Annotated in this window: 18 protein-coding genes; 6 read left to right on the forward strand and 12 right to left on the reverse strand. The window is 59.3% G+C overall.

What is annotated here, in order from left to right; translation table 11 throughout:
- Positions 1-2: 2 nt before the first annotated feature.
- From AAF659_RS05610 to AAF659_RS05625, 4 genes are all read right to left on the reverse strand, one after another.
- The gene (locus AAF659_RS05610) at positions 3-803 is read right to left on the reverse strand and encodes a Na(+)-translocating NADH-quinone reductase subunit C (RefSeq protein WP_349750698.1); all 801 of its coding nucleotides are present in this window, start codon (positions 801-803) and stop codon (positions 3-5) included.
- Positions 790-1998 (reverse strand): NADH:ubiquinone reductase (Na(+)-transporting) subunit B, encoded by a 1209-nt coding sequence (locus tag AAF659_RS05615; protein ID WP_349750699.1) that lies wholly within the window; start codon positions 1996-1998, stop codon positions 790-792. Before AAF659_RS05615 ends, AAF659_RS05610 begins: the two co-directional genes overlap by 14 nt.
- Positions 1999-2001: 3 nt before the next feature.
- A complete protein-coding gene (locus AAF659_RS05620; RefSeq protein WP_349750700.1) occupies positions 2002-3357 on the reverse strand; it encodes a Na(+)-translocating NADH-quinone reductase subunit A in 1356 nt (451 codons plus the stop codon).
- A 146-nt stretch (positions 3358-3503) separates the two neighbouring features.
- The gene (locus AAF659_RS05625) at positions 3504-4985 is read right to left on the reverse strand and encodes a glyceraldehyde-3-phosphate dehydrogenase (protein WP_349750701.1); all 1482 of its coding nucleotides are present in this window, start codon (positions 4983-4985) and stop codon (positions 3504-3506) included.
- Positions 4986-5158: 173 nt separating this feature from the next.
- Between AAF659_RS05625 and mfd the strand changes: the two genes are divergently transcribed.
- Complete coding sequence (mfd, locus tag AAF659_RS05630) at positions 5159-8656, forward strand: transcription-repair coupling factor (RefSeq protein WP_349750703.1); 3498 nt, start codon at positions 5159-5161, stop codon at positions 8654-8656.
- Positions 8657-8667: 11 nt separating this feature from the next.
- Positions 8668-9456, forward strand: coding sequence for a CsiV family protein (locus AAF659_RS05635; protein WP_349750704.1), 789 nt, complete (start codon positions 8668-8670; stop codon positions 9454-9456).
- A 25-nt stretch (positions 9457-9481) separates the two neighbouring features.
- Here AAF659_RS05635 and AAF659_RS05640 read toward each other — a convergent pair whose 3' ends face one another.
- The 6 genes from AAF659_RS05640 to AAF659_RS05665 all read right to left on the reverse strand — a co-directional run bounded on the left by AAF659_RS05640 (position 9482) and on the right by AAF659_RS05665 (position 14591).
- Positions 9482-10234, reverse strand: coding sequence for an S-methyl-5'-thioinosine phosphorylase (locus tag AAF659_RS05640; RefSeq protein ID WP_349750705.1), 753 nt, complete (start codon positions 10232-10234; stop codon positions 9482-9484).
- Positions 10227-11384, reverse strand: coding sequence for a mechanosensitive ion channel family protein (locus AAF659_RS05645; RefSeq protein ID WP_349750706.1), 1158 nt, complete (start codon positions 11382-11384; stop codon positions 10227-10229). Before AAF659_RS05645 ends, AAF659_RS05640 begins: the two co-directional genes overlap by 8 nt.
- Complete coding sequence (gene nagZ / locus AAF659_RS05650; RefSeq protein ID WP_349750707.1) at positions 11381-12406, reverse strand: beta-N-acetylhexosaminidase; 1026 nt, start codon at positions 12404-12406, stop codon at positions 11381-11383. The genes AAF659_RS05645 and nagZ overlap by 4 nt, the downstream gene beginning before the upstream one ends.
- A gap of 39 nt (positions 12407-12445) precedes the next feature.
- Positions 12446-12943, reverse strand: coding sequence for a L,D-transpeptidase family protein (locus AAF659_RS05655; protein WP_349750708.1), 498 nt, complete (start codon positions 12941-12943; stop codon positions 12446-12448).
- Complete coding sequence (locus tag AAF659_RS05660; RefSeq protein WP_349750709.1) at positions 12936-13610, reverse strand: TetR/AcrR family transcriptional regulator; 675 nt, start codon at positions 13608-13610, stop codon at positions 12936-12938. The genes AAF659_RS05655 and AAF659_RS05660 overlap by 8 nt, the downstream gene beginning before the upstream one ends.
- A 63-nt stretch (positions 13611-13673) precedes the next feature.
- Positions 13674-14591 carry a hypothetical protein gene (locus AAF659_RS05665; RefSeq protein ID WP_349750710.1) on the reverse strand — a complete coding sequence of 306 codons (918 nt, stop codon included), beginning with the start codon at positions 14589-14591 and terminating at the stop codon, positions 13674-13676.
- Between the two features lie 160 nt (positions 14592-14751).
- Between AAF659_RS05665 and AAF659_RS05670 the strand changes: the two genes are divergently transcribed.
- Positions 14752-15174 carry a CBS domain-containing protein gene (locus tag AAF659_RS05670; protein ID WP_349750711.1) on the forward strand — a complete coding sequence of 141 codons (423 nt, stop codon included), beginning with the start codon at positions 14752-14754 and terminating at the stop codon, positions 15172-15174.
- 12 nt (positions 15175-15186) lie between these two features.
- Positions 15187-15810, forward strand: coding sequence for a riboflavin synthase subunit alpha (locus AAF659_RS05675; RefSeq protein WP_349750712.1), 624 nt, complete (start codon positions 15187-15189; stop codon positions 15808-15810).
- A gap of 19 nt (positions 15811-15829) precedes the next feature.
- Here AAF659_RS05675 and gcvT read toward each other — a convergent pair whose 3' ends face one another.
- Positions 15830-16954, reverse strand: coding sequence for a glycine cleavage system aminomethyltransferase GcvT (gene gcvT, locus AAF659_RS05680; RefSeq protein ID WP_349750713.1), 1125 nt, complete (start codon positions 16952-16954; stop codon positions 15830-15832).
- A gap of 111 nt (positions 16955-17065) precedes the next feature.
- Entirely contained in the window at positions 17066-17680 is a 615-nt protein-coding gene (locus tag AAF659_RS05685) for a helix-turn-helix domain-containing protein (RefSeq protein WP_349750757.1), read from the reverse strand.
- Positions 17681-17810: 130 nt separating this feature from the next.
- Here AAF659_RS05685 and gcvH point away from each other — a divergent pair, with 130 nt between their 5' ends.
- Both gcvH and gcvP read left to right on the forward strand, forming a co-directional pair.
- Complete coding sequence (gene gcvH, locus AAF659_RS05690) at positions 17811-18203, forward strand: glycine cleavage system protein GcvH (protein WP_349750714.1); 393 nt, start codon at positions 17811-17813, stop codon at positions 18201-18203.
- Between the two features lie 15 nt (positions 18204-18218).
- Positions 18219-21095, forward strand: a complete 2877-nt coding sequence (gene gcvP / locus AAF659_RS05695; protein ID WP_349750715.1) for an aminomethyl-transferring glycine dehydrogenase — start codon at positions 18219-18221, stop codon at positions 21093-21095.
- Positions 21096-21114: the final 19 nt, after the last annotated feature.

Here is a 21114-nt window from a genome sequence, read left to right on the forward strand (position 1 = left end):
GATCAGATCTCCCCGTTGCGCACTTTGGCGAGGAACGGCGCATAGCCCCTCTCACCAAGCCAGAAATTGATCGTGCTCTCAACGCCCCGGGACGTCAGTGTTGCCCCGGACAGCGCATCAACCTTGTGTTCGCGGCGGTCCGCATTTTCGCCCACACCACCCTTGACCAGCCGGAAGTTGGGGGACTCCCAGTTGCCCGGCTCGTAGATCTTCTTGCCTTTCCATTGGGCCACCCAGTCAGGTTTCTGAATCTTGGCACCAAGCCCCGGCGTTTCGCCGTGCTCATAGAAGCGCAGGCCTGCTACAGTATTAGCATCTCCCTCGAGGGCAAGGAAACCATACATGGTCGACCACAGGCCATAACCATGGATCGGCAATACCACGCGTTCAACCGAACCATTATTCCTCAGAATGAAAGCCTTGCGGTACAGCGCCTGACGCTTGATGCCCGCCGGATCTTCTTTGAGGGATCTTGAGATTTCGGGATTCATGGCGGCCTGCCGCATCTCATAGTCGGCGGCGGAGGAGACATTGACTTTTTCAGGAGGCACAATCTCGCCCGTCCCCATCTCAACCAGGGCAACTTCAAAGCGGTCAAAGGCCTGGGCAACCTGATCATTGGAGGCGTTGGTCTCAATAACGTCGGAGGCAGCTAGCATGTTGGAGCGCGTACTCAATGCCTCATTGCGTTCCTGAGCCGGGCGCAGCGTCACTGCTGCGCCGGACACAATAACTGAAAAGACAATACTGAGCGCTATGGCGACGATCAGGATCCTGCTGACGGTATCGTTAGACTGCGACACGGGCCTGCCTCCGTTTGATATTCGCCTGAATGACAAGGTGGTCGATGAAGGGCGCGAAGAGGTTCGCGAACAGGATCGCAAGCATCACGCCTTCCGGAAACGCCGGATTCACGACCCGGATCAGTACCGTCATCACGCCGATGAATATGCCGAACACCCAACGCCCGGTATGGGTCATGGAGGCCGACACCGGATCCGTTGCCATGAACATCATAGCGAATGCGAAACCGCCAAGCACAAAGTGCCAATGAGGCGGAACCTCAAACATCGGATTGGTATCGGAACCCACTGCATTGAACAGCAATGAGGTGCCAATAAGGCCTATAAGAGTGCCAAACACGATGCGATAGCTGGCGATCTTCATCAAAAGCAGTACCGCACCACCGATCAGCACCATCAGGGTTGAGGTTTCGCCGATGGACCCCTGCATCACGCCCCAGAAGGCGTCAAACCAGGTCAGGTGATCACGCAGTCCTTCCATGCCATCTGAAGCTGCAACACTGAGCGCTGTCGCTCCACTGAAGCCATCCACGGCCGTCCATACCTCATTACCCGAGATCTGCGCCGGATAGGCGAAGTAAAGAAATGCGCGCCCAGTCAATGCCGGGTTCAGGAAGTTCTTGCCGGTACCCCCGAAGATCTCCTTGGCGACAACCACACCAAAGGTAATGCCCAGCGCGACCTGCCACAATGGAATCGTCGGCGGCAGGATAAGCGCAAACAGAATCGACGTAACAAAAAAACCTTCGTTGACCTCGTGTTTGCGCACGGTCGCGAACAGCACTTCCCAGGCGCCGCCAACCACAAAGGTCACAAAATAGATGGGCACAAAATAAGCCGCACCATAAATGATGTTATCCCAGATACTTGAAGGATCATTGCCCGCAAGAGCTGAAATGAAGGCGGCACGCAGGCCCTCGTCCGCCATCGCCATGCCCTGTTCGGCCAAATAGGTGTTCGCCTGGTAGCCGGCATTCCACATCCCGAAGAACATAGCCGGGAAGACGCAGAACCAGACGGTGATCATGATCCGCTTGAGATCAATGCCATCACGTACATGAGCGTTGGTGCGTGTCACCGACGGTGGCGTATAGAAAATGGTGTCCACAGCCTCGTACAAGGGGTACCAGCGCTCAAAACGCCCGCCCTTTTCAAAGTGTGGCTCAACCCGGTCGAATATCTGTCTCAACCCCATGATTCAGCCCTCGATCTCAATGCGCGTCAGATTCTGCCGGAGAATCGGTCCGTATTCGTACTTGCCGGGGCACACGAAAGTGCAAAGAGCAAGATCATCCTCATCCAGCTCCAGTGCCCCAAGCTGCTGAGCCTGCTCAGTATCCTGTACGATCAGCGAGCGCAACAGCTGGGTGGGCAGAATATCGAGAGGCATGATCTCCTCATAAGCGCCGATCGGGACCATCGCCCTTTCGGAGCCATTGGTGGTGGTCGTGAAACTGAACCGCTTCCCGGGCATCAGCTTTGACAGGTAAATGTTAAGACGGGAAAAGCGATTCGGCCCCGGAGACAGCCACCCCATGAAGTAGCGGCGGTAGCCTTCCTCAAGTGCGGTAATCTGTGTGGCGTTACGTGCCAGGTAATTGACCGGGCCACGAGCCGCACGCCCACCAAGTACAGAACCGTTAACCAGCCGAATGTCCAAATCACCCTGATCAAGCTCGCCCTCGACAAGCTCTTCCAGGCTGGCGCCAATCCGGGTGCGCAGTAGTCGGGGCTGGGCGGCACAGGGACCGGTAATGGCCACGATCTGTTCCGTTGGTAGCATGCCCGTAGTGAATAGACGACCGAGGTCTATGACGTTCTGATATCCAACTGTCCAGACGACTTTATCGCCACCCACAGGATCAATGAAGTGGATGTGGGTACCCACGTTGCCAGCGGGGTGAGGGCCATCAAACGTATGCTGCTGGAACTGTTCGCCGGACGGCATCGGCACTCTCGCACCCGGCCCACCACAGAGGTGTACGGCACCACTGGTCAGCCGCGCCAGCACTCGCAGACCGTTCTCGAACGCTTCCGGGTCCTGGTTGATGATGGTCTGCGGGTCTGGCGCCAGCGGATGAGTATCCATCACCGATACGAAAATTGAATGTGGTTCCGGCGCATCGATGGCAGGCACCTTACTGTAGGGACGAGTCCTCAGGACTGGCCACATTCCGGCATTGACGAGATAGTCCACCACATCCTGACGGGCAAGACCGTCGATCTCGGTGGCGCTGTAACGGCTGAAGGTCTCAGCCTCTTCATTCTCATCAACTTCGATTACAAGAGACTGGAATACCCGCCGTTCACCGCGGTTGATTTCCCGGACGGTGCCGCCGGCCGGAGCTGTATAGACAACGCCTTCGTTCTTCTTATCCGTAAAGACAGGCTGCCCCCGTTTGACCCGTTCACCCTCGCGAACCTTGAGGGTCGGCTTCATGCCAACATAGTCAAAACCGGTCAGGGCAACGTGGCGCACAGCCCGCCCTTTGTCGATCGTTGGCTCGGGCGCGCCAGTCATCGGAAGATCGAGGCCTTTCTTGATCTTGATCATTCGCTTTGCCCAATCAGAACTGGATGGAGTGAAAAACCTGCCCAATTATAGAGATACCGGGCTCAGGATTCCACACAGTACCGGCCCGGAGCGACTACCCAATAAGTAGGAGGCAGCCTTGCGGGCCGGCCTTGTAGCGGAGCCTATCAGTGATCTGCGGCGGTTCCGCGCTCCGGAAAGATAGGGAAGGACATACCGGCCATCTCGCTGACCAGCCGGATAACCTGAGCACTGTATCCCGCTTCATTGTCATACCAGACATAGAGCACGGCACGGTTACCATTGGCGATCGTAGCCTGGCCATCGACCACGCCCGCATGGCGGGCTCCCACAAAATCGGAGGAAACCACTTCCGGGGAGCTGACATAGTCAACCTGCTTCTGCAGGTCCGAGTGAAGGGCCACATCCCGCAGATATTCGTTCACTTCATCACGCGTCGTCGCTTTTTCTAGGTTAAGGTTGAGAATAGCCATGGAAACGTTGGGCGTGGGTACGCGGATGGCGTTGCCCGTCAGCTTACCGTTGAGATCCGGTAGCGCCTTGGCAACCGCCTTGGCGGCCCCCGTTTCAGTCAGAACCATGTTCAATGGTGCGCTACGGCCTCGGCGTTCCGATTTGTGGAAGTTATCAATCAGGTTCTGATCATTGGTGTAGGCGTGGACGGTCTCCATATGCCCATCAACAATACCGAACTCATCCTTGATCGCCTTCAGCACCGGCACAATGGCGTTGGTCGTACAGGAGGCAACACCCAGTATGCGATCCTCATCCGAATACTGTTGATTATTGATGCCCGGGACAATGTCCTTGACATTGCCCTTGCCCGGCGCCGTCAGAACCACTCGGCTGACTCCAGTCGACTCCAGGTGGCGCCCCAGGCTCTCCTCATCACGCCATATACCGGTGTTATCAATCACAATCGCATTGTCGATGCCATGCTGGGTGTAATCCACCTGATCCGGGCCATCCGAGTAGATGACCTTGATGTAATTACCGTTGGCGATGATCGCCTCGTTCTCTTCATCCACAGTGATTGTGCCGCGAAAAGAACCATGCACGGAGTCACGCCGCAGCAGGCTAGCCCGCTTCTCAAGGTCGTTGGATGCCCCTCTGCGCACCACGATGGCACGCAGGCGTAGGTTATTGCCGCCCCCGGCCTTCTCAACAAGGATACGGGCCAGATAGCGCCCGATCCGGCCAAAACCGTAAAGGACGATATCTTTTGTCTCACTCTCACTCGCCTGACGTGCTTCCTCGTCATAGCGGTCAACCACCGGACCAACCGCATCACGCAGGAAATCCTCAAGGCTCTGCTCGTCACGCACACGGTTGTACTGGCTCGCGAGCTTACCAATGTCGATGTGCGCTTGCCCCAGATTCAGGCGATCCAGTGCCTCAAGGATGGGATAGGTCTCGTGAACATCCAGCTCTTCCGCCTCGATCTGGCGCGCGAATCGGTGTGCCTTAAGAATGTTGATGACCGACTGATTGATCAGCGCGCGCCCATAGATGGACGTCACCACATTGTTCCGGCGATACAAGCGGCCGATCAGCGGAATCATGGATTCGGCGATGGCTTCTCGCTGAGTCCAGTCGGAAAAGTAGCGGTTGAGTTGCTCCTGGCTCACGATCAGGGTCCTCTGAAACAGGGTGTATGTCGGGCCATGGCCTCTGACCCTTAAAAGCGCCCATATTATCCAGCTTAAAGCGGCCCGGCGCAATCGACTCCGTTGTGCCGGGGTAGCAGCCAGGGCAACTCGGCCTTAGAATGACGTATCCGCACACCGACCATGCAGCATTGATGAACCAGACCAATTCCCAGCCCCAGCTACTGCCCGCAGATCCGCCCACCAGCGGGGGTGATCACCGACACTGGGCATCACTTCCGGGCAGCGCCCGCTCACTGGCAGTACTTGAGGCCAGCCGGCAGTTCCCGGGGCTGACGCTGGTCATCACTGGCACCACCGACGAAGCCCAGACGCTCGAGCAGGAACTGGCCTTCTACCGTGATGACGATCAGGACGATGCCCTGCTCTCGTTACCAGACTGGGAGACGCTGCCCTACGATGTGTTCTCCCCTCACGAGGCAATCATCTCCCAGCGTATCCGGACCCTGCACCATCTGCCCCGCATGAAGCGCGGGCTTCTGGTGCTGCCTGCGCGAACCCTGATGCACCGTTTGCCGCCACCAGCCTTTACTGAAGGTAACACGCTGCTGCTAACCACCGGTGACTCCTTGCCCATTGATGACTGGCGCCAAAGGCTGGAAGCAGTTGGGTACCGGCATGCAGACAACGTGCAGGAACATGGTGAGTACGCGGTTCGCGGGTCGGTTCTGGATATCTACCCCATGGGCGCGGATCTTCCCTACCGCATCGAACTCTTTGATGAAGAAGTGGAGACGCTGCGGACCTTCGACCCGGAAACCCAGCGCTCAATCGACCAGGTCGAGCGTATCGAACTGCTCCCGGCTCATGAATTCCCCTGGGATGAGCGCTCCCGGCAGCGCTTCCGCCACCGCTGGAATGACGCCTTCCCGGAAGCACCGCGTGAAGCCCCTGTCTATCAAGACGTCGCTGCAGGCATACGGCCTCCCGGCATTGAATACTTCCTGCCACTGTTCTTTGATGAGACGGCGACTCTCTTTGATTACCTGCCGGACCATTCGCTGGTAATGACGGGCCCGGAGCTTAAGGGCGCCCTGGATCATTTCCAGGCGGAAGTTGACGAGCGTTACGAGGAACGCCGTTACGACAGGTACCGCCCCATACTGTCGCCGAAAGAAGTCTTCCTGCGGACCGAGGAATGCTTTCGCCATATCGGCCGGCTGCCCCGTATCACATGGTTTGCGGAGCAACGGCCGGCGTCTGCCGGCGTTGTCAACATGGCGTGCATGCCGATGCCGGATATCGCGCTCGACGCCCGGTCTGAGGACCCTGCGGCGAAACTGCGCAGCTTTATGGAAGACCGCAGCCCACGCGTGCTTTTTGCAGCCGATTCCGCCGGTCGCCGCGAGGCCCTGTTGGAGCAGCTCCGCCAGTACGGCTGGCACCCCAGTGAGGTCGCTGACTGGCAGCGATTCCGCGCCGGCGAAGAAACAGTGGCCCTGTGCACAGGGCCACTGGAACACGGAGCCTGGCTTGAAGAGGCTGGCCTCTGTGTCATTGCCGAAGCGGAGCTTTATGGCCAAAGAGTCATGCAGCGCCGCCGCCGTCAGCGCGCCACGGATTCGGATACCGAAAGCGGCATCAGGGATCTGTCCGAGCTTCGCGTGGGCGCGCCGGTGGTTCATATCGATCACGGCATCGGCCGGTATCAGGGTCTTCAGACCATTGACGTCGATAACCAGCCCACCGAGTTCCTGACCCTGGAATACGCCAACGGCGCCAATCTCTATGTGCCCGTATCCAACCTGCACCTGATTTCGCGTTACAGCGGCATGAATGATACCGCGGCCCCCCTGCACAGACTGGGATCGGAAAAGTGGAATCAGACCAAACAGAAGGCTCTGGAAAAGGTCCGGGATACTGCCGCGGAGCTTCTGGACGTCTATGCCCGCCGCGAAGCCAGCCAGGGATACGCCTTCCCCCAGCCGGATGACGCCTATCAGGCCTTTTGCGCTGAGTTCCCGTTCGAGGAAACGCCGGACCAGATGGCAGCTATTGAAGCGGTAGAGCAGGACATGGCCAACGAACAGCCCATGGACCGTCTGATCTGCGGCGATGTTGGCTTTGGCAAGACAGAAGTGGCCATGCGTGCGGCCTTCCTGGCGACCCATGCCGGCAAACAGGTGGTGGTACTGGTGCCCACCACACTGCTTGCACAGCAGCATTACGACTCGTTCCGTGACCGCTTTGCCGAGACCGGTGTACGCATAGAGCTGCTCAGCCGGTTCCGCAGCCAGAAACAGCAACAGGCGACCATGGCCCGCGCCGCCGAGGGCGAAACCGACGTCATTATTGGCACCCACAAGCTGCTCCAGGGCGACCTCAACTTTCCCAGGCTGGGCTTGACGATCATCGACGAGGAACACCGCTTCGGCGTTAATCAGAAGGAAAAGCTCAAGCAGCTGCGCGCTCAGGTGGATGTACTCACCCTGACCGCCACGCCCATTCCACGCACACTGAATATGGCTATGGGCAACCTCCGGGATCTATCCATCATCGCTACGCCGCCGGCGCGGCGGCTGTCGGTAAAAACCTTCGTACGTCGCCGTGAAGACGCTCTGGTCAAGGAAGCGATAATGCGCGAGATCCTGCGCGGCGGCCAGGTCTATTACTTGCACAATGATGTGGAATCCATCGAACGATTGGCCGAGGAAGTCCGCGCACTGGTACCGGAAGCCCGCGTGGGCGTGGCGCATGGGCAGATGCGCGAGCGTGAGCTTGAGCAGATCATGTCCGACTTCTATCACAAACGCTTCAACGTGCTGGTCTGCACCACCATTATTGAAACGGGCATCGACATTCCCAGCGCCAACACCATCCTCATCGAACGCGCCGACCGCTTCGGCCTGGCACAGCTCCATCAGCTCCGTGGCCGGGTCGGTCGCTCCCACCACCAGGCCTACGCCTACCTGCTCACACCGGAAGGCAAGAAGATCACTGGTGATGCGGAGAAGCGCTTGGATGCGATCGCTGCTGCCCAGGATCTGGGCGCCGGCTTCATGCTCGCCACCCATGACCTGGAGATCCGTGGCGCCGGCGAGCTTCTGGGCGACGACCAGAGCGGCCAGATCCAAGGGGTTGGGCTGACGCTCTACATGGAGCTTCTGGACGAAGCGGTCAAGGCTATACGGGAAGGGCGCACCCCCAATGCGGAACTGCCCCTGCGCCACGGCACCGAGATCAACCTGCGCATCGCGGCGCTGATCCCGGAGGACTACCTGCCGGATGTGCACCAGCGTCTGATCCTTTACAAGCGCCTGGCCAGCACCCAGAGCCAGGAACAGCTGAACGAGTTACAGGTCGAAATCATCGATCGCTTTGGCCTGCTGCCGGAGCCGCTGAAGAACCTCGTGCGCCAGACCGAGCTGCGTATCCGAGCCGAAGCGCTTGGCATCAGCAAGGTGGACGCCGGTGGCCCCTGGGCCTCGATGGCATTCAATGGGGATACCCGCGTCGATCCGATGGTGCTGATCGAGCTGGTTCAGGGTGCACCCTCCGACTATATCCTGGAAAGCGGCGACCAGCTGAAGTTCCGGCTGAATGGCGAAACCGCCGATGATAGACTCAATGATCTCGACCGTTTCCTGACATTTCTGGAAGAACGCGCCACAGGAAACCGGGAAGCCCAATAAGGAGACCTGCCGTGCCGAGTCGCGGAATCAACGCCCTATTGATCAGCATGCTTGTTCTCGTCGCAGCCGCCATGCCGGCAACTGCGGCGGAGCTGTATCGGGTGGAGCTGTTGCTGTTCGAACGCCTGGACGGTGAGCCTGAGCAGCTGCCTGAACGCCACCAGCCTGTCGCTCTGCCGCAGACTGGTGTTCCCCTTTGGATGAGCGATGGTTGGGAAAAGGTCTCAGAGACGACACCTGACGGCACTCGTAAACAGAATGCCCCCCTCGAGCAGAGCGGTAAACAAAAGGAACGAATACCAAAAATACTGGCGCTACCGCCTGAAGACCTGCGCCTGAACAACATCGCCAGAGCACTGGACAACGCATCCGACTACCGTGTTCTGGCGTTTACCGGCTGGCAGAACCCATTCCCGGACGGTTACCGCACTGTACCCTTGATGGTGGATCTTGTGGTTGATGAGGAAAGCGGCAAGCGAATCCAGGGCAGCCTGCAGATCGAACGACGACGCTATCTGCATGTAGAAGCTTCGCTCTATGACACCAGACTGCCGGAGCCCGCGCTGGACGTCGCACCCATCCCCCGGTTACCAATTGCCTCAGGGCTGATTCTGCCTTTGCCCTCTTTCCTGAGTCCCGATACACCCGCGCACCGGGAGACGGCAACCTGGCTAAGGCAGAACCGGCGTATGCGCAGCGAAGAAGTACATTATCTGGACGCGCCCACTTTCGGCCTGGTGGTCTACTTCCAGCCAATCACCATCGCCAGCAGTGGAGATGAGGAACAAGGGAGCGACTGAGGGGGCGAGACGCCCCCAGATTAATTCACGCCCGGCTGAGCGATGTCTCCAGAACCTGCAGCACCCGTCCAATCCCGGCATTTAGGTTGGTATGGATATCATCCATGGTAATCACCTCACTGGTCTTGCCCGCGGCCCAATTCACCACCAGGGCGAGACAGGCATAATCCAGGTCTGCCTCGCGGGCCAGAACCGCCTCCGGCATCGCTGTCATACCCACAATATCCGCCCCATCTTTTTCCAGACGCCGGATTTCTGCCGCCGTTTCCAGCCGCGGGCCCTGAGTGCAGGCGTAGACGCCTCCCTGATGAAGCGCCACCCCCCGGGCCGCGGCTGCCGCCATCAGGTTCTGACGAACCGACTCCGCATAGGGCCAGGTAAAGTCCACATGCACTGTGTGCTGCAGATTGTCGTCATGGAAACTGGAGGAGCGCCCCCATGTGTAGTCAATAAGCTGGTCCGGCAACACCAGACTGGCGGGCGTCATCGCCGGATGAATAGCTCCAACGGCGTTGACCGCGATAATCCTGTCCACTCCGGCCTGCCTGAAAGCGTCGATATTGGCCTGGTAGTTCACCCGGTGGGGCGGTATGCGGTGCGGATCACCATGGCGCGCCAGAAAAGCCACGCGCTGGCCACCAAGATGCCCCATGTGAAGCGGTGCCGAAGGCGCCCCCCATGGGGTCTCCGGCATCCAGGTTTCATCGACCACCAGCGATTCGATCGCCGTCAGCCCGGTGCCACCAATAATTCCCCAGATTGATTCCGTGTTATCCATTGGACTGTTCACCTGTCGTCGCGGGCTTTTCGTCTTCCGCTGCCATGCCCTCGCCCAGTAGTGCCTGCTGCCCGTCGCCCGCGATATGCAGCGTACGTGTAGGGAAGGCCACTTCAGCCCCATGTTCCCGGATGATGCTGCTGATCCGCAGCATCACATCCTGTTTGACCTGCTGGTAGACCCCCCACTCCCGTGTATGTGTAAAGGCGTAGACCATGATATCCAGAGACGAAGCGTTGAAAGCTGTGAAGTTGACGATCAGGAACTGATTAGCATCAATCTCCTGATGCTCCTCCAGCATCGTGCGTATATCGCTCACGATCGGATCAATCACCTCAACATCGTCGTAACGCACCCCGACCATCTCGTAGATACGCCGATTCATCATCCGGGAGGGATTCTCGACAGAAATTGTCGTGAAAATGGAATTAGGAACGTAGAGCGGGCGTAGCTCAAAGGTCCTGATCCGTGTCACGCGCCAGCCAATATGCTCCACCACCCCTTCAATGCTGGCATCCGGCGAGCGCACCCACTCCCCCACTTTGAAGGGTTTATCCATGTAAACAACGGCGCCGCCAAAGAAGTTAGCCAGCATATCCTTGGCGGCAAAGCCGATCGCGATGCCACCTACACCACCAAAGGCCAGCACCCCGGAAATGCTGTAGCCAAGGTTCTGGATGATGACCAGGCCCGCGATCACGAATATGCTGAGACGTGCCAGCTTGCCGATGGCCGAAACCGTAGTGTAATCCATGGGCTCGGCAATCCGGCTGGAAACCAGCAGTTCCTCGGCTCCCTTTATGAATCGCAGCAGAGCCCAGACCAGCAGCACAATGAAGCCAAACCGCAACCCCAGTGTGTTGAGATTGAGCAGGTTAAGTTCGTAGAAACGGGCCCCGGCCTCCGAGGCGAAATAAAGCCCCAGCAGCCATATGTACCAATAAAGCGGACGCCGTATGGCGTGAATCAGAATATCGTCCCAGAGATTGCGATTGTTCCGCAGCTTACCTTCCACCACCGTGATCACCCACCAGATGACAAATGCCATGACGAAGGTGACCACAAGAATGACAGCGGCCCAAAGCACTCCCTGGAGCTGCGGTGCAATACCGAAACCGGCCAGCCATGCCTCTATAGAGGAGAGATTCACGCGGATGCCTCATCAAGCATGCGCAACAGCGCCGCCCGTGTATCACGGTAGCGGGCAGTGCTTCGGAAAGCGCCGCGCGGCCCTGGTAGTGGCTTGCCCCGCAGTGATACCAGTCCTGCCGAGGCACGGGCTCCGGCTTCGCTCAGATTTGCCGCCACGGAATCAGCTGCGTCGGGATCGTTACACACCAGCAGCAGATCACAGCCCGCATCGAGGGCTGCTTGTGCCCGCGCCGGCGGCTCCCCGGCAAGCGCAGCACCGGCCATGGTCAGGTCATCACTGATAACGACCCCCCGGAAACCGACTTCGCGGGAAAGCACGTTCTTCAGCCAGAACGGGGAAAAGCCGGCAGGCAGCTCATCCACTTCGGGATAGACGACATGGGCAGGCATCACTGCATCCAGCTTATCCGCCAGCTCCCGGAAAGGCATCGCATCCTGCTCCAGAATCCGTTCCAGAGTGCGCCCGTCGCTGGGCAGTTCATGGTGAGAATCCTCAGCAATCGCGCCATGCCCCGGAAAATGCTTGCCCACTGAAGCCATACCGCCTTCATGCATGCCATCGATCCAGGCACCGGCAAGCTCTGCAACCGCCTTCGGATCCGAGTGAAAGCTGCGATCCCCAATCACACTGGAGACGCTATGATCCACATCCAGAACTGGCGCAAAACTGAAATCCACATCCATATCCCGCAGTTCGGAAGCCATCAGCCAACCGGCAGCGTAGGCAATAGCGCGAGCATTACCGGGATCATGATCCCAGGCATGACCAAAACTGCGCATGGGTGGAATACGGGTCAGGCCGGACTGGAAGCGCTGCACACGACCCCCTTCCTGATCCACGCCAATCAGAATGCGCGGCCGGATCTGGCGAATAGACTGCACCAAGGCGCGCAGCTGGGCTGGTGACTCATAATTGCGGGCGAAAAGGATGACGCCGCCCACCGCTTCATGGGCGAGTCGTTCACGCTCGGGAACGCTGAGCCGCGCCCCCTCGAGATCGATCATCAATGGTCCGCTCACTGGGCCTCCCTACTAGCACAGAAACGGCCCGGACAGGCCTCAGTGAACAATGACAGGCATGCCCGGGTATACCCATTCCCAGAGCTGGAGAATGTCATCATTGCGCATTCGGATACAACCATGAGAAAGAGGCTGCCCCATGGGTTCCGTATCCGGTGTGCCGTGGATATAGATAAAGCGGCGCATGGTATCAGCACAGCCGCCGCGGTTATACCCGGGATCATCACCGCAGAGCCAGAGAATCCGAGTCAGTATCCAATCACGCCCGGGGTACTGGCAATGAAGCTCAGACGTCCAGATTTCGCCCGTAGGTCGCCTGCCACGGAAAACCGCCCCCCGAGGCTGGCCGGCTCCAACACAGGCTCGTATCCGGTGCTGACCCAGTGGCGTTCCGCCTGAGCCATCCTGCTGCCCAGCCCCCGCACTGGCGGTGGAAACGCGGTAACACAGCCAGGGCCCGCTTGGCCGATTGAGGGTCATTACCTGGCTGGCCAGGTCGACGTCGATCCGCTCAACAGTGCCAGCCGTGTCAGACACCGCTATCCGATTCTTTCGTGTTGCCATACGCGACAGTATGCGCCTGCATGCCAGAAGCAAGGAAGGGGACGAGCTGATCCACGATCTCCTCGATGGGAGTATCGACGCCCAGCTTATTCCACAGGATCTCGGTGAGCGCGTCGCTGCTGGAAAGCGTGAAAGCTGTTGCGCCTAGCACGAACTGATTCCGCCAGTAACGCTCCACGGCAGACAGTTCCGGCGTGGCATTCTTCAACAGCCGCATGAAACGACCGAAGGTGTGACTGTACTCGGACTCAAGAAACCGCCGGAGATGACCCTGTGATTGGGTATAGGCAAGGCCCTGAAGACGCATGTAGATGGCAATGCTGCGGTCATGCTGGCGCGGCATTTCCACCAGTGTACTGGTGAGCACGCGGAGCACTGATTCCAGACAGGGTGGCTCCGGAGCGGATTCAGCCTCAAGCCGATCGAACGCCTCTTCCAATGCAGTACAGAAAGGCGTCAGAAAACGTGCAAACACCGCCTGGATAAGCGATTTCTTGGAGCCGAAATGATAGTTGACGGCGGCCAGATTGACCCCCGCCTTGCCCGTAATCATTCGCAGAGAGGTTTCGGAAAAGCCTCTTTCGGCGAACAGCTCCTCCGCCGCGTCCAGAATCCTGTCCACTGTATCCGACTGCGCCATGGAATTCCGCTCAAACGTTTGACCAAACAATTGTTTGAAACATACGTTTGAAACACAAAGGTGTCAAGGTGATCCCGCAGCGCGCTGATTTCCATGCCCCGTCTCTGGCTCGGGCGCAGGTACCAGGCTCGGGTCCGTGGCGTCGGCTGCCGAGTTGAGCGGTTCCGTCTCCCCCTCCTCCAGCATCTGTTCGTGAGTGCGCAGATACTCATCCCTGAGACGGTTGTAGGCCTTTTCCGCTTCAAGTGCAAAGATGAGATAGAGTTGAGCCTGAGCGCGATTGCGGATGCTGTCCACCAGCTGCCCTCGCTCTGAAAGCCTGTAGAGCCCGGTATAACGGCTGCGCCGCAGGGCCGGATTGTATTCGGCGAGGGAGCGACAGGCCGCTGCCAGGCCGATAGGCCCCTCCAGATGTTCCACATGCCTGCGCGCCCGATGGAGCAGGCGCCGCCGCCTCAGCAGCAGTTCCATGTGAGACGGTTTCTGCGTGAAGATGTGGCGCACCGCCGGAAGGCCCCAGAGACCAGCCAGCGCGAGGGCCCCAAAAGCCACCCCGCCTACCAGCGCTGGCACCAGGCTGGCCATACCCGCCAACACCACTGTCGCGAGCACGCTCAGCGTCAACACCCAAGTGTCACGCCGGCGCCGCGCCTGATTAACCTGATGATGATCCGGCCACCCTGGCATTGCCAGAGTGTCGAAATCCAGCAGTAGCAGGCGCTCACAAACATGAAGCAGCTTGCGTCGGCGTTGCTGACGGTGGCGCACGGCTTCACGTGCCGCCTCTTGGGCCGCTTCCGTATCCAGCTCTTCGGATTCCTGCTCATCCGCAGACTGACCGGAGTCACCGGTAACCGAATCGCCCGAAGCGGCAGGATCGTCCTGTTCCCGGGACTCCGGTTCCTGAGCCTGAATCGTTTCCAGTCTACCACCGGGGTGAACCCGCGGTTCCTCCGGCGGTTCGGGCTGCTGCTGCGCCATCCCACTCTCCGCGTCAGTGTCCCTGTATTGGGTAACGGCTGTCATTAAGGGACCTTGAGCGTGCCAGAGACCTCCTCCTCTGGCATGTCTTGGCAGCGTAGCGTATTCTGACCCACCCTGTATCCATTGAACAAAAACCTTTACACAGAGGCATGGCTCCATGACCACCGCACCGAAAATCCTGGTTCGCGACTATATGCGCTCGCTGTCACTCTGGTTCTCGCCTTCCGATCCGGTTGAGAAAGTGGCGGCAACGCTGGTCAAGCAGGGCGAGTTGGGCGCACCGGTTCTCGACGAACACAAGCGACTCATCGGCTTTGTCACGGAACAGGACTGCATCAAAGAAATGCTCAACGACTCCTACTACGCTCAGGAGCACCAGCTGGTAAGCGACATCATGTCCCGGCGAACCGTTTCCGTCGTTCCGGATGAGGATGTTACTCACCTCGCCGAGGAGATGCTGGGAGCCAAGCCCAAGATTTACCCGGTTGTCGACAACAGTCGGGTTATCGGTGTTATCACCCGTGGCGATGTTCTGCGCGCCCTGAGCCGTGTGCGTAATACGGGTCACGGCCACATCTGAGAGGGCGCTGATATGTTCACAGGCATTGTTCAGGGCATAGCACGCGTTAACGCCATTGAGCGGCTGGCCGGACTGCACCGCATCCGCCTGGATTGCCCCGAAGGCTTTATCAACAATGTTGAGATCGGCGCTTCTGTGGCGGTCAACGGTGCCTGCCTGACGGTTACGAGCGCCTGGCCGGCCGACCACCAGGCCGCCTTTGACGTCATGATGGAAACGCTGGGGGTCACCACTCTGGGGGAGCTACAGGAAGGCGATCCCGTCAACGTCGAACGAGCAGCCCGGATAGGTGATGAGATTGGTGGGCACCTGCTATCTGGTCATGTCCACTGTATGGCGTCAGTCAGTAGCGTCGAAGCGCCCGAAAACAATCGGCGGCTGGCCTTTTCGGTGCCATCAGCCTGGCGCCCCTACCTCATCAACAAAGGGTACATTGCAGTGGATGGCGCCAGCTTGACGATTGCAGAACTGACTGACGACGGTTTTGCCGTCTACCTCATACCGGAGACATTGCGGTCCACGCGCTTTGGCTCGCTCCATGAAGGGAATCGGGTGAACATCGAGATTGACCACCAGACCCAGACCATCATCGACACTCTGGCGCACCTTGATCTCACTCCGCGCGGGGCCGACTGACCCCGCACGCGGCAGCCTTTCAGCGCTGATAACCGGGCTGCAGAAATGGCATAGAGGATACGGTCATGCTCCGGCGCTTGCCGCGCACATCCGCTTCAACCGTGGTGCCGTTTGCCGCCAGATCCGTGCGCAGATAACCCATCGCAATGGGAGCACCGACACTCGCAGCAAAGTTACCACTGGTCACCTCACCAATGGCCTCTTCTCCGCCTTCAGCATAAAGTACCGCGCCTTCTCGCACCGGCGCCTTGCCCTCGGCAACCAGCCCAACACGCTTGCGCTCCAGCGAGCCCTCGCGCATCTGCTGCAGAATCCGCTGCGCGCCCGGGAAGCCACCCTCACGTTCGCCACCGATCCGGCGCGGCTTGCCTACAGCCCAGCCGAGTGAGGCCTCAACCGGGGTGGTATGGACAGTAATGTCATGACCGTAGAGACAGAGCCCAGCCTCAAGGCGTAGCGAGTCCCGTGCACCGAGGCCCACAGGCTCAACGCCATCGTCTTCAAGAAGACGTCGGACCAGCGGCTCCGCTACCTCGTTGGGCACGGAAATCTCATAGCCATCCTCGCCGGTGTAACCGCTGCGGGAGATGATTGCCTGGCTGTCGAGCAGCGTCATGAACTTGTTGTCCATGAACTTCATATCCCTGACCTGGGGCTGCAGCTGCGCCAGCGCTTGCTCAGCCTTCGGGCCCTGCAGCGCAATCAGCGCCCTGTCGGTCATTTCGGTCAGGGTCACGGAAGACGGCAGACCAGCGCGTAGATGGGCAATATCCTCGGCTCTGCAGGCGGCATTGACCACCAGATAGAAGCCGTCCTCATGCCGACTGATCATCAGGTCGTCCAGAATGCCGCCATCCTCGTTGGTGAACAGACCATAACGCTGCCGATGCACGCCCAGCCCGACGAGATCTGCCGGGACCATGGCCTCCAGCGCCTCGGCGATGCCCTCACCGCTGAGCCAGACCTGCCCCATGTGCGAGACATCAAAAAGCCCTGCCGCTTCTCGTGTGTGGAGATGCTCCTGCTTAATTCCCGCAGGATACTGCACCGGCATGCTGTAGCCCGCAAAGGGCACCATGCGCGCACCAAGTTCCTCATGAAGGGCCGTCAGCGGCGTTGTCTGCATTGCCTGATCATTCGCCATGAGCCTGTTTCTCCTGTTGCTGTTTGAGAGCCCGTTCCGCTGGCAGCTCCGGTCGGACTGCTATGGATAGCACCATGATGCCGCATTTCCAATCGGAAACAAAGTTTCCTGTCAGGCAGTCACCCAGAGCACTTCCGCATCGTCCTCGCTAACGGAAACCAGCATATGGCCCATTGTGCAGTCGTAATAGGCACTGTCACCGGTTTCCAGGCGCACCGGTTCGTAAAACTCGGTGTAGAACAGGATGGCGCCACTGAGCACGTACAGAAATTCCTCGCCGTCGTGCCGGATCCATTCCGGAAAATCTTCAAACGCTCGCGCGCGTACACGTGTCGTAAAAGGGACCATCTTCTTGTGGCTGAGGTCCGTTGCCAGAAGCTCGTGCTCATAAGTGGCAGTCGGATGAGGCCTGCCCTCACTGCGGCGCGTGATATCACGCCGGCCCGATGGCTGCGCACTGTTGCTGGGCTCTGTGAACAGCTGCGGCAGGTCAATACCAAGGCCCGTCACCAGCTTGTTCACGACTGAAAAGGTGGGTGAGATCTGCTCGTTCTCGATTTTTGACAGCGTTGACCTCGCCAGTCCTGTCAGCTTGCTGGCCTCCTCCAGTGTCAGACTCTGACCCAGCCGGAGCCCCCGGACACGTTCGCCCAGCCGCAGCGGCTGTAGAGTGGCTTCGGTCTCGCCGCGCTGGACCTGCAGGGTCTCATGGAGCGGCTCCCGCATGTTGTCGCTGTCCTCGGCCATGATTCGCGTGTTTCCTATAGGAAATTTACGTTGTTTGTGGGAAAATCCGTTGTTAATCTAACACACACAGCACGACAACCACATGACCGCGCAGCAGGAGGACGGAGCGATGACAACGACGCCTGAGGAACTTCTCTACACCCCGAGCCACGAATGGATCCGTGACAATGCCGACGGCACAGTCACCATGGGCATTACCGACCACGCCCAGGACCAGCTTGGCGACGTCGTCTTCGTGGAACTGCCTGAATCTGACGAGAGCTTCGCCAAGGGCGATGAGCTGGCGGTTGTGGAATCCGTAAAGTCCGCATCCGATATCTATTCGCCTGTCAGCGGCACTATAGAGAGCGTGAACGAAGCGCTTGAAGATGCTCCGGAAACGGTCAACGAACACTGCTACGGGGACGGCTGGATGGTACGCATCAAGCTGGACAACCCGGATGAACTCTCTGAACTCCTGTCGGCCGAGCGCTATCAGGAGCTCGCCGACGACGAAGCCTGACCCAGGAGGTAGCTTATGAATGCGAAGTCTTCCCTGGCCAATGCAACACTGGCCCAGATGAACGACCGGCCCTTCAGTGACCGGCACATCGGCCCACACGCCGATGATCAGTCGGCCATGCTGGCCAGCCTGGGACTGTCATCCGTCAAGGAATTGGTGGACCAGATCATTCCGGGATCCATCCGCATGCCCGAGGAACTTGCAATCGACTCCGGTCGCGCGGAGCACGAGGCGCTGACCGAACTGCGCGGCATGGCCCAGCGCAACCAGGTGTTTCGTTCCTACATCGGCCAGGGCTATTACCCGACTCGCATTCCATCGGTCATTAGACGCAATGTTCTGGAGAACCCGGCTTGGTACACGGCCTATACGCCCTACCAGCCCGAGATTTCCCAGGGGCGTATGGAGTCGCTGGTCAACTTCCAACAGATGGTGATGGATCTAACCGGTCTGGATCTGACCAATGCGTCTCTGCTGGATGAAGCGACAGCGGCAGCAGAGGCCATGGCCCTGTGCCGGCGCGCCAACCGCAAGAGCAAGAGCAATGTGTTCTTCGCGGCGGAGGAGCTTCACCCACAGACACTGGCCGTGCTGCGTACCCGCGCTGACTATATGGGTATTGAGCTGGTAGTGGCTCCTTCTGAGTCCATCGGGGAATACGAACCTTTCGGCGCCGCTTTCCAGTACCCGGCGACCGACGGCAGCATCCCGGATCTGGAAAAGCTGGTTGAAACCGCCCGGAACCAGGGTGCCATGACCGGGGTAGCATCGGATCTTCTCGCGCTGATGCTGCTGCGCTCGCCCGGTGAACTGGGCGCGGATATAGTCTTCGGCTCTGCCCAGCGCTTCGGGGTTCCCATGGGTTACGGCGGTCCGCACGCCGCCTTTTTCGCCACCCGCGATAACCTCAAGCGCCAAGTTCCAGGCCGTATCATCGGCGTCTCCAAGGACAAGCGTGACCAGCCCGCGTTGCGCATGGCCATGCAGACCCGCGAGCAGCACATCCGCCGCGAGAAAGCTACCTCCAACATCTGTACGGCCCAGGCGTTGCTGGCCAACCTGGCGGCGTTCTACGCCGTCTACCACGGACCCGAAGGCCTGCGGAACCAGGCCGAACGCGTACACCGACTGACCGCCATCCTCGCTGAAGGATTGCGTGCCGGTGGCGTCAAGCCCCAGGAACGCTATTTCGACACACTGAGTTTCCAGGCTGATCAAAGCGTTCACGAACGGGCCCGCGACGAACAGTGCAATCTGCGCGCTCTCAGCGACGGCCGCACCGGGATCAGCTTGGACGAGACTACTACCGAAGACGACGTGGCACGTCTGCTGCGAATCGTCCTCGGCGACAATCATGACCAGTCAGTCGCGACCCTGGATGAGCGGATTACTAAGGAAGCCGAAACCGGCATTACTGATGCCATGCGCCGCCGGGACGCTGTACTGACCCATCCGGTATTCAACCAGTACCACAGCGAGACTGAGCTGCTGCGCTACATCCGGCGACTTGAGAACCGGGACTTTTCGCTGGTACACGGTATGATCCCGCTGGGCTCGTGCACCATGAAACTCAATGCCGCCGCACAGATGGAGCCCATCACCTGGCCCGAATTCGCCGAGATCCACCCTTTCGCGCCCCGTGAGCAGACGAAGGGTTATCAGCAGCTTCTGGAGGAACTCGACCGGCAGCTGCGTGAGATCACAGGCTATGAAGCTTTCTCCCTGCAGCCGAATTCCGGCGCTCAGGGCGAGTACGCCGGCCTTCTGGCCATCCGGCGTTATCAGCAGGCAAATGGAGAGGCGCACCGCAACGTGTGCCTGATCCCTGACTCGGCTCACGGCACAAACCCCGCTTCGGCCATGATGATGGGAATGAAAGTGGAGATCGTTGACTGTGATAAAGCGGGCAACGTCGATCTGGAAGATCTTCGGACCAAGGCCGAAAACGCCGGCGAGAACCTTGCCGCCTGTATGATCACCTATCCGTCCACACACGGGGTCTATGAGGAAGGTGCGCCGGAGATCTGCCGCATCGTGCACGAACACGGTGGTCAGGTGTATATGGACGGTGCCAACCTCAACGCCCAGGTGGGCCTGGTGCAGCCGACACTGGTCGGGTCCGATGTGTCCCACCTGAACCTGCACAAGACCTTCGCCATCCCGCACGGCGGCGGCGGTCCCGGTATGGGGCCCATTGGGGTGCGCGCTCACCTCGCGCCCTACCTGCCCGGCCATGACGAGGATGAGTCCAGTGAGGGCGCGGTTGCAGCCACGCCTTTCGGCTCAGCGGGCATTCTGCCCATAACCTGGATGTACAATCGACTGCTTGGTCGTGAGGGCCTGCGTCACAGCACGGAAGTCGCTATTCTGAGCGCCAACTACATCGCCAGTGCGCTGATGGACCACTACAACGTGCTGTACAAAGGACGCCATAACCGCGTAGCCCATGAGTGCATCCTCGATCTGCGTCCGCTCAAGGAATGGTCTGGCATCACTGAAGAAGACGTGGCCAAGCGCCTGATGGACTATGGTTTCCATGCGCCGACCATGTCCTTCCCGGTTCCAGGCACACTTATGATCGAACCAACGGAATCCGAGTCCCGGGAGGAGCTGGATCGTTTCATCGAAGCGATGAGAGGCATCCGTCAGGAGATCGATCGGGTCGCCAACGGCGAATGGCCAGCGGATAACAACCCTCTGGTACATGCACCCCATACCCAGAGTGATCTGGTAGACGAATGGGACCGCCCCTACAGCCGTGAGCTGGCGGTATTCCCGTCCCAGGCGGTACGCGATGCCAAGTTCTGGCCAACCGTTAACCGTGTGGATAACGTCTACGGCGACCGCCACCTGATCTGCAGCTGCCCCAGCCCGGACGCCTACCGGGAGTAGAGTTTTTACTCCGATTAGG

This window comes from Salicola sp. Rm-C-2C1-2, from assembly GCF_040196175.1.
Lineage (GTDB): Bacteria > Pseudomonadota > Gammaproteobacteria > Pseudomonadales > Oleiphilaceae > Halospina.

Coding starts and splice junctions, on each gene's coding strand:
- AAF659_RS05615 (WP_349750699.1), bottom strand. CDS start 1,998: ATGGGGTTGAGACAGATATTCGACCGGGTTGAGCCACACTTTGAAAAG.
- AAF659_RS05620 (WP_349750700.1), bottom strand. CDS start 3,357: ATGATCAAGATCAAGAAAGGCCTCGATCTTCCGATGACTGGCGCGCCC.
- mfd (WP_349750703.1), top strand. CDS start 5,159: ATGAACCAGACCAATTCCCAGCCCCAGCTACTGCCCGCAGATCCGCCC.
- AAF659_RS05640 (WP_349750705.1), bottom strand. CDS start 10,234: ATGGATAACACGGAATCAATCTGGGGAATTATTGGTGGCACCGGGCTG.
- AAF659_RS05660 (WP_349750709.1), bottom strand. CDS start 13,610: ATGGCGCAGTCGGATACAGTGGACAGGATTCTGGACGCGGCGGAGGAG.
- AAF659_RS05665 (WP_349750710.1), bottom strand. CDS start 14,591: ATGGCGCAGCAGCAGCCCGAACCGCCGGAGGAACCGCGGGTTCACCCC.
- AAF659_RS05670 (WP_349750711.1), top strand. CDS start 14,752: ATGACCACCGCACCGAAAATCCTGGTTCGCGACTATATGCGCTCGCTG.
- AAF659_RS05675 (WP_349750712.1), top strand. CDS start 15,187: ATGTTCACAGGCATTGTTCAGGGCATAGCACGCGTTAACGCCATTGAG.
- gcvT (WP_349750713.1), bottom strand. CDS start 16,954: ATGGCGAATGATCAGGCAATGCAGACAACGCCGCTGACGGCCCTTCAT.
- AAF659_RS05685 (WP_349750757.1), bottom strand. CDS start 17,680: ATGCGGGAGCCGCTCCATGAGACCCTGCAGGTCCAGCGCGGCGAGACC.
- gcvH (WP_349750714.1), top strand. CDS start 17,811: ATGACAACGACGCCTGAGGAACTTCTCTACACCCCGAGCCACGAATGG.
- gcvP (WP_349750715.1), top strand. CDS start 18,219: ATGAATGCGAAGTCTTCCCTGGCCAATGCAACACTGGCCCAGATGAAC.